The 14,329-nt window shown below is 40.8% G+C and carries 5 protein-coding genes and 1 pseudogene; all 6 read right to left on the bottom strand.

What is annotated here, in order from left to right; translation table 11 throughout:
* Window positions 1-101: 101 nt before the first annotated feature.
* Window positions 102-602, bottom strand: a pseudogene (locus ABKA15_RS01250) (aromatic acid exporter family protein); the annotation flags it as partial.
* A 149-nt stretch (window positions 603-751) separates the two neighbouring features.
* Window positions 752-1,435, bottom strand: coding sequence for a CHAP domain-containing protein (locus ABKA15_RS01245; RefSeq protein ID WP_049513227.1), 684 nt, complete (start codon window positions 1,433-1,435; stop codon window positions 752-754).
* Between the two features lie 183 nt (window positions 1,436-1,618).
* Window positions 1,619-5,329, bottom strand: coding sequence for an antigen I/II family LPXTG-anchored adhesin (locus ABKA15_RS01240; protein ID WP_350015361.1), 3,711 nt, complete (start codon window positions 5,327-5,329; stop codon window positions 1,619-1,621).
* Between the two features lie 217 nt (window positions 5,330-5,546).
* On the bottom strand, window positions 5,547-6,746 hold the full coding sequence (locus tag ABKA15_RS01235) for a phosphoglycerate kinase (RefSeq protein ID WP_049513884.1): 1,200 nt from the start codon (window positions 6,744-6,746) through the stop codon (window positions 5,547-5,549).
* 131 nt (window positions 6,747-6,877) lie between these two features.
* Window positions 6,878-10,516 carry a DNA-directed RNA polymerase subunit beta' gene (rpoC, locus tag ABKA15_RS01230; RefSeq protein ID WP_003032220.1) on the bottom strand — a complete coding sequence of 1,213 codons (3,639 nt, stop codon included), beginning with the start codon at window positions 10,514-10,516 and terminating at the stop codon, window positions 6,878-6,880.
* A 44-nt stretch (window positions 10,517-10,560) separates the two neighbouring features.
* Window positions 10,561-14,127 carry a DNA-directed RNA polymerase subunit beta gene (gene rpoB, locus ABKA15_RS01225; protein ID WP_049513886.1) on the bottom strand — a complete coding sequence of 1,189 codons (3,567 nt, stop codon included), beginning with the start codon at window positions 14,125-14,127 and terminating at the stop codon, window positions 10,561-10,563.
* Window positions 14,128-14,329: the final 202 nt, after the last annotated feature.

Here is a 14,329-nt window from a genome sequence, read left to right as displayed (position 1 = left end):
GTTATATTTTCTAACATTATTCTTCGTTTTTTAATTTCAATACTTTCCGCAAGCGATTTTGACCAGCATGGCAACGAAAACCCCCATAATTTCAATACTTTCCGCAAGCGATCCACATCAGAATTGACCAGCATGGCAACGAAAACCCCCATGAACGTCTCAAAGACACGTGCAAATACATACAAAACTGTCTCTCCTGTGGGAATAGATAAAGTAATAATCAGCATGGCAGAAACACCACCAATCACTCCTGCTTTGTTGTTCATAGCGACGTTTGTCATAATCGTTAACATAGTACAAAGAGGAACGATCAGTAAGATCACCCAAAACTGCTCATGAAACAGGTTATTGATGAGAAAGAAGAGCAAGGCATACAAACCACCAATGCTATTTCCTAAAATACGAGAGGTTCCAAAATGGACGCTCTTATCAAAATCTTCGCGCAAACTGAAAACAGCTGTCAGAGCACCAATCTGTAACCCTTTCCAGCCAAAAAGCCCAAAGACAAGCAGAACAATAAAAACCGCGACCCCCGTTTTAAAGGTTCGTATTCCTAATTTAAATTTCGACTTATCAAACTTATACTTCTTAAAATAACCCATTCACGCATTTCCTTTTATCTTTATTCTAACATATTTTAGAGAAAAGATAATGAACTTTCTTATGGAATTATATTTTCCCAATAAAAAAGTGGAACAACTAACTATTCCACTTTCATTATTTAATGATTTCTATATATAGGAAAAGTTTATCAATAAGGGTAAATATAAGTTACCTTTCCATAAAATGTTGTAGGGTCAAACCAACCACGGTAATTGTTAACTTGTTTTTGACCTTTGTAATTTGACTCCAGCACTTGAATTGCGCGATTATTTGCCACAGCTGTTACATAGGCTACATGTCCAAATTGACCGCCATCCCAAATAGCAATGGCTCCAACTTGAGGAGTTGTTCCTATACGAAAGCCTGAGTATGCAGCATTGGCAGCCCAATCTTTTGCATTTCCCCACCAATTACTAGCCCAAGGTGCCAATGTTTTTACACCCCAAGTGCATTGACCAACTGGATAAGAGTTTCCTGTTGCTGTAGGTGTATTTAATACCACATCCTCTGTATCAGAACTTGGACCTGCACTTGTAGCAGTTGGTTGTGCTACTGCATTTGTCTGACTAACAGTAGTAGCCGTTGAGCCATTTACTTGTAACGTATCTCCAGGAAGGATAGTATCGTAAATTGTTTTTCCATTTTTTGCCGCTAAATCATATGGACTCATTCCAAATTTTGTCGCAATTGCATAAAACGAATCACCATATTGAACTGTATAGGTATCCGCTTTAACTGTATTTTGACTCACCATCAACAATAAAACAGCTGCTGAGAGCCCAACTGTTAACTTGCCTACATGGGGATGCTTAGATAATTGACTGACTTTCATAACCTTCTCCTTTTTCTATTTCCTATCCTATATTACTATCTAAACATTGCAGAAATTTTAATCTCATATTTAAAATTAATTACAAAAAAATAAGGTTAAAAGACAGAAGCTTAAAATCTATCTTTTAGCCTTATTAAAATAGCCATAAATTAACGGAAAATCTCAAGTCAATCCGACCAAAACTTAGTCATTCTCCTCTGTTTTCCGTTTTAACTGTCCTAAGCCTAAAACACTTAACAATGCAGCTACTCCCAAGTAAGGCATATAGCTCGCACTCGTTCCTGTTCTTGGAAGGCTTGGAACAGCTAATGCATGAAGTACTTGCTTCGGTTTAGCTGGAGTTGATGGGGTTGGAGTTTCCAGTTTTGGTGTCGTTGTACGAACCGTATTAGATGCGTAAGTCACACCATTAACCGTATTTACATAGGTATTTTCAAAAGTACCAACTGCAATCCGTTTCATTTGGACATAGCTTTCGGCTTGGAAGGCTGAATCAACTGAAACAGAACGCAAGAAATCTTCCTTGAATTTAATCGTAATGATCCCTTTAACTGAATCAACTTCTGCTTCCGTATACTTCGTTAAATCATCACCTGATTTGATAACTGTTCCATCTTTAAGAGTCATATCAATCTTGGCAAAGACCTTATACTGACCAGTATATTGATCGCCTGTTTGATCATAATCATCAGAGAAACTATATTCAAAGAGCTCTTCTGAATGATTGGAAGGAATGATACCACCGATTAGACGGTAATTAAAGACTGTATTCAGTGGAATAGTCTGACCATCAACATTATTTGTATCAGCCGGATCAAGTGTTAAGGTCACATCTTTCTTAGGGTTAATCTTAGGAACATTATTGATAACGATATTTGATGCATAACCATTACCAAAGTCAATTTGGTAAGCTTGATTTTCATAACTGCCGCCTGTTTGTCCCATTTGTTTTTTAACAACCATTGGTGATACAATCTTCAAATTGATGCCTGTTTTAACATAAGTATCATAAAATTCTCTTGGATTATCGGCACGGAAAATTTGGAAAGCACCTTTAGGTCTAATTCCTGCCTTAGAAAGAACATCTCTAATTTCTTGAGGGGCTGCTTCAAGACTAGTATAATTATCCACACTAACACCAGTAACTTCATTACCATTAGCATCTGTAATCTTCACTAAATCCTGACGCAATTCAAGCGCTTCTTCTGGATAATCATCTACATAGTAAAATCCTTTTTGAATGGTATCTGCTGACGATTTATCTCCTTTGTATTGATCCAAATCCCAAGTCAGCTCATAATAGTTGGTTGATCCTGCAAGAACAGTCTTCCCATCAATCACCACACCGTCTTTGTTCTTGTTTACTTTGCTTGGTTTGATGTAATTGTTATTTGGATTATCCGGATCGTTTGGTTTACCCGGTGTTGTCACACGAACGATATTGGATTTAATTCCATAAGCATCATTGACTGTCAGCGTGAAGTTATTCTTATAAGTTGCGCCATCGTTAAGAACTTGTCCGACCACTGTTGGATAAATCGTTGTTACTGACTTGGTCAAATCAGCATTAAACGTGGCCAAAGTTGCTGCAGTTGCCTTGAAGGTGACTGTATTAGTTGCATTATCATAAGCGACATCAAAGCCAGGGCTGGCAGCTTTTGTAGCTTCAAGATTAAATTGATAACCAGATGGTAATGGATCAATTAAAACAAAGGAAGTCGTCTTATCCCGTCCAGCAGGGAGATCTGCTGTCTTCAGCTGGAACTTAACAACAGATTGTTTCGCCACTAAGGTTCTATCAATATCTACATCATTATTATTTTTGATTTCTTTATTGACTTGTGGCTGTACGGCTAACTTAAAGTAATGGTAGTGAACAGTCGGTACAGCCGGAGCCGGAGGCGTCTTCTTATAAACAGGATCTGCTGGTGGCGTTGGTAATACCTCATAAGTTGGCTCAACAGGTTTGTTTGGTTCTGGTTGATCTGGTGTTGGTGTCGGTGGCGTTGGCTCTGCTTCGTAAGTCGGAGCTACAGGAGCTGGCTCTACTGGTTTTTCGCTCTCATAAGTTGGTTGAGTTGGAGCCGTTGGTGCAACAGGTTTCGTCGGAACCCCAATTGCATTAATGTCCGAATTAAAAGCAAACCAAACATTTCCACTTTTAGAAGAAGCCATATTAAAGCTAATCTCCGATTGAGTTATTTCACCGACAATAGCACCATACCACTTATTTGGACTAGAGGTTGTATCCCATTCCGATGTATCCCAACGAGCACCTAGCGATCTTTCTGCATTTGATGAATCTGCATAAGCAGAGTTATTTTCATGAATCTTGATAGATGAACCAGAAATTGGAATATATCGACCGTTAAAGTTTCTAACACTTTCAATTGCATCTTTATCAATTACCCCACTACCGTTACCTCTATTTAGAGATGAAAAATTAACTAATCCTCCTGTGAGATTCATAAGTTGACCTTCTTCATCATAAAACTTGACTTTTACATTAATGTTTGTAGAAGTAAAATAATCATTATACCATGCTGTCACAGTTGGATCACTCGAGGCAAACATAGTCATTTTGGTTCCATCGTTAAAACCTGTTTCTTTTAATGTGTAAGTGTAAACTACTTTTGAAATTTTCTTACCATTAAAACTTGAATTTTTTAGACCAGTATAGGTAACATCGACTGGTTTATCCTTTTCTAATACAAGCCTTGCATAAGTGTTATTCGAATTGATTGCATTGAAATATGAATACGCTGTAGATTTTGTCCTATCAGGATTTGTTGGCGAAATCCCCCATGATTTTACCAAATCATCCAATTCCTGCTGCCCATATTGATGTACAGATGAATCAATTGTTCGTATTGCATTTGGTTCTGATTTAAAGTTCAACGATTGTGATCTTGGTTCTGAAAGATAACCATCTTGCTTCTTTTTGCTCTCCGCTTCTGCGAGTGCTGCAGTATAGGCTGCGAAATCTTTCTTATATTGTTCACTATCTGCTTGATATTGGGCTAACTTAGTCTCATATTCATCTTTGGCCGTTGCATTACGCTTTCTGATTTCCTCATTAGTAGTCGCAATTTCTTTATTTTTAGCATTGTTAGCAGCTACGGCAGCGTCATATTCAGCTTTTGCTGCTGCATTAGCTTCCTGAACGCGTTTTAATTCAGCTTGATAAGCTGCAAGAGCTTTTTGATAAGCTGCTTGATTATCGGAATTCGTCTTTTGTACAACTGCTAAATCTTTTTGATATTGGGCTAACTTAGCTTCATAATCCGCTTTTGCTACTGCGTTGGCGGCATTAATCCGTTCAACCTCTGCTTTGTGAGCAGCCATATCCTTCTCATATTGTTCTTTAGTTGCTTGATTTTCAGCGTTGATCTTAGAAACTTCTGCTTCATGAGCGGCTACATCCGACTTATATTGATCTGTCGTTTTCTTGATGTCTTCAGCTTGTTTGGCATAGTCTTCTTTAATTTCAGTTTCTTTTTGATCCGCCTCTTGAGCTGTTTTTACCGTCCCTTTATCAACAGTTTCATCTTGGACAACATTAACACCAGCAGCTTGAGCATTATTTATTGCTTGATTAACATCAGTTTTAGGCACTTCTACTGGCATGGAGCCATTTGACTCTCCAGCTTGTTTTTGACTCTGTTCTGCTTCATTGCTCGCATTTCCTTGAGCATCTGGCAAATTAGTGGCTGGATTGCCTGTTTGGGTTCCAACCACAGCTGTGGTATCTACTTTACTTGTCGTTGTTGTCGTTTCATCAGCAAAAACATGTTGTCCTGCCATAGAAACCGCTGCTACGGTCCCTAGAACAGCGCCACAAAGCGTTTTGCTAATTTTACTTTTACGAAAACCAAATACTTCTCTTTTTTGCATCTTTCTTCCTTGTTTCAAATTATTAGATTATTCAAATTACTTTGAATTTGACACTTATTGTATTTTAGCAGCTTTTCAAAACATTTACAAGTATGTAGCATATTTTTTCAATTCTTTTACTTCATGAAAACCGTGAATACAACAAATTGAAATACAGAAACGAGCTAGTTAATTTACAAAAATATAAAAAAGGCGGAAAAACCGCCTTCTGTTAAAATTATTTTTCTGTAAGAGCAGCCAATCCTGGCAATACTTTACCTTCAAGAAGCTCCATACTTGCGCCTCCACCTGTAGAAATCCATGAAAACTTGTCTGCACGGCCAAGATTGATGGCTGCTGCTGCTGAGTCACCACCACCGATGATAGATTTCACGCCTGGTTGTTTCACGATAGCATCCATAACGCCGATTGTACCAGCTTGGAAGTCAGGATTTTCAAAGACACCCATTGGACCATTCCAAACAACTGTTTTCGCACCAGTCAATTCTTGGTCAAATTTAGCGATTGATTTAGGACCGATATCAAGTCCAAGGAAACCAGGGTCTACTGCTTCACCTTCAGTGTCTTTTACTTCAGTGTAGTCAGCAAATGCGTTTGCTTCTTTTGAGTCAACTGGCAAGATCAATTTACCGTTTGCTTTTTCAAGCAGAGCTTTCGCAACCTCCAACTTATCTTCTTCTACAAGTGAGTTACCGATTTCGATACCTTGTGCTTTGTAGAAAGTATAAGTCATACCACCACCGATAAGGACTTTATCAGCTTTTTCAAGAAGATTTTCGATAACACCAATCTTATCTGATACTTTAGAACCACCTAGGATTGCTACGAATGGACGAACTGGATTTTCAACAGCTTCTTTGATATAAGCAATTTCGTTTTCAAGAAGGAAACCTGCAACTGCTTTGTCCACATTAGCAGAAATACCAACATTTGAAGCGTGAGCACGGTGAGCTGTACCAAATGCATCATTTACAAAGATACCGTCTCCAAGGCTTGCCCAATATTTACCAAGTTCTGGATCGTTTTTAGATTCTTTCTTCCCGTCAACATCTTCAAAACGAGTGTTTTCAACAAGAAGGACTTCACCGTCTTTAAGGGCATTGATCGCTGCTTCAAGCTCTGCTCCACGAGTTACTCCTGGAAGGAAAGCAACATCTTGGCCTAATTTTTTAGCTAAATCGGCCGCAACTGGTGCAAGAGATTTTCCTTCTTTATCAGCTTCTTCTTTCACACGTCCAAGATGAGAGAAAAGAATAGCACGTCCACCATGTTCAAGGATATACTTGATTGTTGGAAGAGCAGCTGAGATACGGTTGTCATTTGTGATAACTCCGTCTTTAAGCGGCACATTGAAATCAACGCGAACAAGGACTTTTTTTCCTTTCAATTCAACGTCTTTAACAGTAAGTTTTGCCATGTTACAAAAACTCCTTTTTCTATTTTATACGAAACTATTATATCATATTTTCTAAAAGTTTTCTTGATATAAGGAAAATTTTCACAAAATAATTTTGAACATAAAAAGAGCCGAGAAGGCTCGACTCTTTATTATTCTACTGTAGTGGTTTCTTCCACAGGTTCTGTTACAGTTGTATCTTCGATAATTTCGACTTCATTGACAGCTTGCGGTTCAAGGTTGCGGTAACGAGCCATACCTGTACCAGCTGGGATGATTTTACCAATGATAACATTTTCCTTGAGACCAAGCAAGTGGTCTTTCTTACCACGGATAGCCGCGTCTGTGAGGACACGAGTGGTCTCTTGGAAAGAAGCAGCTGACAAGAAACTATTTGTTTCAAGAGATGCTTTAGTAATTCCCATGAGGACTGGACGAGCAGTTGCCGGAACTCCTCCAGAGATGACCACATCACGGTTAGCATCGGTAAAGTCTGTGATATCCATGAGTGTACCCATAAGAAGGTCGGTATCTCCTGGATCCATGACACGCACTTTGCGAATCATCTGGCGAACCATTACCTCGATATGCTTGTCACCGATTTCTACCCCTTGGCTGCGGTAAACTTTTTGTACTTCAGCTAGCAGGTAAGTTTCAACAGACAAGACATCACGAACAGCCAGCAAGTGCTTAGGCTGGATAGACCCTTCTGTCAGAGCAGCACCACGAGAGATTTTATCCCCTACTGCTACTTTCATACGAGCTGTAAATGGTACTACATATTCCCCTTCACCAGTTGCCCCTTTAACAAAAACTTTCTTAGTTCGAGTAGAAGCATCTTCTTCAATCGCAGTCACCTCACCTTTGACTTCAGTAATAACTGCTTCCCCTTTCGGATTGCGGGCTTCAAAGATTTCTTGGACACGAGGAAGACCTTGTGTGATATCGGTATTAGACGCAACACCACCCGTGTGGAAAGTGCGCATTGTAAGCTGTGTACCAGGTTCACCGATAGATTGGGCGGCAATCGTTCCGACTGCCTCACCGACTTCAACCGCATCGCCCGTTGCCAAGTTGATACCGTAACAGCGACGACAAACCCCATGACGTGTATTACATGTAAAGACAGAGCGAATAGTGACTTCTTCGACACCAGCGCTAACAATCTCATGCGCCATATCTTCTGTAATCAATACATCTGGACCAACGATGATTTCGCCTGTTTCAGGATGTTTAACCGATTTCTTCGTATAACGACCAATCAAGCGTTCTTCTAATGGCTCAATCATTTCCTTACCATCAGTAATTGAGCGGATAACAAGACCACGATCGGTTCCACAGTCGTCTTCACGGATAATCACATCTTGCGCCACATCAACCAAACGGCGAGTCAGATAACCTGAGTCAGCCGTCTTAAGGGCTGTATCAGTCATCCCTTTACGAGCACCGTGAGTAGAGAAGAACATTTCCAAAACAGACAAACCTTCACGGAAGTTAGATAGAATAGGCAATTCCATGATGCGACCATTAGGAGCAGCCATCAAACCACGCATACCAGCAAGTTGTGAGAAGTTAGAAATGTTACCACGGGCTCCAGAATCCATCATCATAACGATTGGATTCTTAGGATCTTGGTTGGCAACCAAACGTTTTTCCAATTTTTCACGAGCTGCACGCCATTCAGCAGTAACTGCATTGTAGCGTTCATCGTCTGTAATCATACCACGACGGAATTGTTTGGTAATTTGTTCTACACGTTTGTGGGACTCTTCGATAATTTCTGCCTTATCTTCAACGACCGGAATATCAGCAATCCCTACTGTCAAGCCTGCTAACGTTGAATGGTGATAGCCGAGATCTTTCAGACGGTCAAGGAAAGCAGATGTTTCAGTTGTACGGAAGCGTTTGAAGATTTCAGCGATGATATTTCCAAGATTTTTCTTCTTGAATGGCACATTTAATTCCAGCTTACTGATAGCTGCTTTGACATCTTGACCAGGTTCTAAGAAATACTTAGCTGGCACACCTTCTGCCATGTTTGAGGCATTTGGCTCTTGCAAATATGGTAATTCATCTGGCATGATATCATTGAAAAGAATCTTACCCACTGTTGTCAAGAGGATCTTGTGTTTTTGATTTTCTGTCCATGGTTTGTTTAAACTATCCGTCGCAATCCCAACACGCGTATGTAAGTGAACATAACCATTACGGAGAGCCATTACAGCTTCATCACGGTCTTTAAAGACCATTCCTTCTCCTTCACGACCAGCTTCTTCCATAGTCAGATAGTAGTTCCCCAAGACCATATCCTGTGAAGGGGTTACTACTGGCTTCCCGTCTTTTGGATTGAGGATGTGCTCAGCTGCCAGCATGAGAATCCGTGCTTCTGCTTGGGCTTCTTCTGACAAGGGCACGTGGATCGCCATTTGGTCTCCGTCAAAGTCGGCATTATAAGCCTCACACACAAGTGGGTGCAAACGAAGAGCTTTTCCGTCAATCAAAACTGGCTCAAACGCTTGAATTCCTAATCTGTGAAGCGTCGGTGCGCGGTTAAGGAGCACTGGGTGTTCTTTAATCACATCTTCTAAAATATCCCAGATGCGTTCATCATTCCGTTCTACCAAGCGCTTAGCAGCTTTGACATTTTGCACAATATCACGCGCGACAATTTCACGCATGACAAATGGCTTGAAAAGCTCAATAGCCATTTCACGTGGCACACCACATTGGTACATCTTGAGTGTCGGACCAACTGCAATAACCGAACGTCCTGAGAAATCAACCCGTTTACCCAGCAAGTTTTGACGGAAACGACCTTGTTTCCCTTTGAGCATGTGACTCAATGATTTGAGCGGGCGGCTACCTGGTCCAGTAATAGGACGACCACGACGACCATTGTCAATCAGAGCATCAACCGCTTCTTGCAACATCCGCTTTTCATTTTGCACGATGATTCCAGGAGCATTTAGTTCCAAAAGACGTGCCAAACGATTATTCCGATTAATAACACGACGGTAAAGGTCATTTAGGTCAGAAGAGGCAAAGCGTCCACCATCCAACTGAAGCATTGGACGTAAGTCTGGCGGAATAACTGGCAAGATGTTTAAGACCATCCATTCTGGCTTGTTACCAGATTTTTGGAAGGCATCTAAAACATCCAAACGGCGAATGGCCTTGACACGTTTTTGTCCAGTTGCCGTTTTTAATTCATCTTTGAGCTCTGCAATTTCTTTTTCCAAATCTACTTGTTTCAAGAGATCTTGAATTGCTTCAGCACCCATTTTTGCAACAAAGGAGCCTTGACCATATTCCCGTAAGCGTTCACGATATTCCCGCTCCGTCATAATGGATTTGTGCTCAAGTGGCGTATCTTTTGGATCAATCACCACATAAGCTGCAAAATAGATGACTTCCTCAAGGGCACGAGGGCTCATGTCCAAGGTCAGACCCATACGGCTTGGGATTCCTTTAAAATACCAAATATGAGAGACAGGTGCCTTTAACTCAATATGTCCCATGCGTTCACGACGAACTTTTGTACGAGTGACTTCAACACCACAACGATCACAAATGATTCCTTTATAACGAATCCGTTTATATTTTCCACATGCACATTCCCAGTCTTTCGTAGGACCAAAGATGACTTCATCAAAAAGTCCTTCGCGTTCTGGTTTTAGTGTGCGGTAGTTAATTGTTTCAGGTTTCTTCACTTCTCCATAAGACCAAGAGCGGACTTTGCTAGGAGAAGCTAGGGTGATTTGCATACTTTGAAAACGATTTACATCAACCACTATTTCTTACCTTTCTTTATTATCATTATCTATTGAATCAGTTCTTATTCTTTCCCTTCAGCATCAAAAGCGGCTTTTGCTTCTCGTGCTGCTTTTTCACGTGCTTTTTCAAGATCGTCTACATGAATCACATCATCATCCATGCCTTCGTCCAAGTCACGAAGTTCGACTTCATTGTCGTCTTCATCAAGGACACGCATGTCAAGACCAAGTGATTGCAATTCTTTTACAAGGACACGGAAGGATTCTGGAACACCTGGTTTTGGAATTGGCTTACCTTTGGTAATGGCTTCATAAGCTCTCAAACGACCATTGATATCATCAGACTTGTAGGTCAAGATTTCTTGAAGGACGTTAGAAGCACCGTAGGCTTCAAGAGCCCAAACTTCCATTTCTCCAAAACGTTGTCCACCAAACTGTGCTTTACCACCAAGAGGTTGTTGTGTAACGGTTGAATAAGGACCAACTGAACGAGCATGAAGCTTATCATCTACCATGTGGTGAAGCTTAATCATATACATGACACCAACGGATACACGATTATCAAAGGGCTCACCAGTACGTCCGTCATAAAGGATTGTCTTAGCATCGCTATCCATGCCTGCTTCACGAACGGTATCCCAGAGATCGTCTGCGCTAGCTCCATCAAAGACCGGCGTTGCAATATGGATACCAAGGTTGCGAGCAGCCATACCAAGGTGAAGTTCCATAACTTGTCCGATATTCATACGGGATGGTACCCCAAGTGGATTCAACATGATATCAACCGGCGTTCCATCTGGAAGATAAGGCATATCCTCTACTGGAACGATACGGGAAACAACCCCTTTGTTCCCATGACGTCCTGCCATCTTGTCCCCAACACGGATTTTTCGTTTTTGGGCGATGTAAACACGTACCAACATGTTGACACCGGATTGCAATTCATCACCGTTCGCACGAGTAAAGATTTTCACATCACGGACAACACCTGCACCACCGTGTGGTACTCGAAGGGAGGTATCACGTACTTCACGAGACTTATCACCGAAAATTGCATGAAGTAGACGTTCTTCTGCGGACAAGTCTTTTTCACCTTTTGGTGTCACTTTACCGACAAGAATGTCACCTTCTTTCACCTCAGCACCAATGCGGATAATACCCATTTCGTCAAGGTCTCTCAAAGCATCTTCACCGACGTTTGGAATTTCGCGCGTAATTTCTTCAGGTCCAAGCTTTGTATCACGTGTTTCTGATTCAAATTCTTCCAAGTGAACAGACGTGTAAACATCGTCTTTCACTAAACGTTCACTCATGATAACGGCATCTTCAAAGTTGTAACCTTCCCATGTCATATAAGCAACGATTGGATTTTGTCCAAGCGCCATTTCACCTTTTTCCATAGAAGGTCCATCTGCGATAAAGTCACCTTTTTCAACTGTATCGCCAACTTTTACCAGTGTACGTTGGTTGTAAGAAGTACCAGAGTTTGAACGGCGGAATTTCGTAATATGATAAACATCAAGGGAACCGTCTTCACGGCGAACTTCAACTTTAGCAGCATCAGAATAGACAACTTTACCATCGTGCTGTGCAATAATCGCAGCACCAGAATCATGAGCTGCTTGGTATTCCATTCCCGTACCAACGTATGGTGCATGCGGATCAATCAACGGTACCGCCTGACGTTGCATGTTGGCACCCATGAGAGCACGGTTTGAGTCGTCGTTTTCAAGGAAAGGAATACATGCTGTCGCCACCGCAACTACCTGCTTAGGTGATACATCCATGAAATCTACTTGATCTGAAGGAAATTCTTGGTTATTCCCTTGGTGGCGTCCCATAACAATCGCCTCTGCAAAGCGACCATCTTCTGTTAATTTAGAATTTGCTTGTGCAACGATGTATTCATCTTCTTCATCCGCTGTTAGCCAAACGATTTCATTGGTTACTATGCCAGCTTTACGGTCTACCTTACGGTAAGGTGTTTGGATAAATCCATATTTATTTAGATGCCCATAAGAAGACAAGTTATTGATCAAACCAATATTTGGTCCTTCAGGTGTTTCAATCGGACACATACGACCATAGTGGGTGTAGTGCACGTCTCGCACTTCATAACCAGCACGGTCACGTGTTAAACCACCAGGTCCTAAAGCTGACAAACGACGTTTGTGAGACAATTCAGACAGTGGGTTATGTTGATCCATAAATTGAGACAATTGAGATGAACCAAAGAATTCTTTAATCGCTGCTGTGACTGGGCGGATGTTAATGATTTGTTGCGGTGTCAACACTTCATTATCTTGCACACTCATGCGCTCGCGAACATTACGCTCCATGCGAGAAAGTCCAAGACGCACTTGGTTAGCAAGCAATTCACCAACGGCACGAATCCGACGATTTCCCAAGTGGTCAATATCATCCACACGACCCAGCCCTTCAGCGAGGTTCAAGAAGTAATTCATCTCAGCCAAAATATCTGCTGGCGTAATCGTATGAACTCGATCACCTGGGTTAGCATTCCCAATAATAGTTACCACACGATCTGGATCAGTTGGCGCCACCACTTTGAATTTTTGAAGAACGACTGGATCTGTCAACACAGCTGCATCATTTGGAATATAAGTAATTTTATTCAAATCACCGTCCAAGTATTCTGCAATGCTATCAATGACACTACGTGTCATAACAGTTCCAGCTTCAACCAAGATTTCACCTGTTTCTGGATCTACCAAAGGCTCTGCAATCGTTTGATTTAACAAACGTGTTTTAATGTTTAATTTTTTATTGATTTTATAACGACCAACTGCCGCCAAGTCGTAACGATGTGGATCAAAGAAACGAGCGACCAATAGACTACGTGAGCTATCAGCTGTTTTAGGCTCACCTGGACGAAGACGTTCATAGATTTCTTTAAGCGCTTCATCCGTACGTGAATCCATTGGATTTTTATGAATATCTTTTTCAATCGTGTTGCGAACGAGATCGCTGTCGCCGAAAATGTCAAAGATTTCATCATCGCCAGAAAAACCAAGCGCACGAACAAGTGTCGTAAACGGAATCTTACGAGTACGGTCAATCCGAGTATAGGCAATATCTTTTGAGTCTGTTTCCAGCTCTAACCAAGCTCCACGGTTAGGAATGACAGTTGAACCATAACCAACTTTACCATTTTTGTCTACTTTATCGTTGAAGTAAACACCCGGAGAACGAACGAGCTGAGATACGATAATCCGCTCACCACCATTGATAATGAAAGTTCCCATTTCTGTCATGATTGGGAAATCGCCAAAGAACACTTCTTGGGTCTTGATTTCACCAGTTTCTTTATTAATCAAACGGAAAGTCACAAAAATAGGTGCAGAATAGCTGGCATCATGGATACGCGCTTCTTCTAAGGTGTATTTGGATTCTTTAATTTCATAACCAACAAACTCTAGCTCCATTGTATCTGTAAAGTTTGAGATAGGAAGTACATCTTCAAATACTTCTTTCAAACCATGGTCAAGAAAATCTTTGAACGAATCCGTTTGGATTTCAATCAAATTTGGTAAATCAAGAACTTCCTTGATTCTTGAAAAACTACGACGAGTACGGTGTTTTCCGTATTGAACTTCATGTCCTGCCAAGTTTTTTACTCCTTCTTCTTTCTACATTCTCTATTACATGATAGAGTAGCAATTTTCATTTATCCTTTTTGAGTAATTTCAGAATCTTTAAGTTTTAATGACAAACAATAAAAATCCCAAAAATAGGCACAAAAAGAGCAGCTAAATCTGACTCTGAAAGTATGATTTAACTGCTGTAAGCTTTATATGGACAATATTTCAA

The sequence above is a fragment of the Streptococcus sp. KHUD_010 genome, assembly GCF_040207525.1.
Classification (GTDB): Bacteria; Bacillota; Bacilli; order Lactobacillales; family Streptococcaceae; genus Streptococcus; species Streptococcus hominis.
Note: the sequence above shows the minus strand (reverse complement) of the source record. Positions and strands in the feature narration are given on the sequence as shown.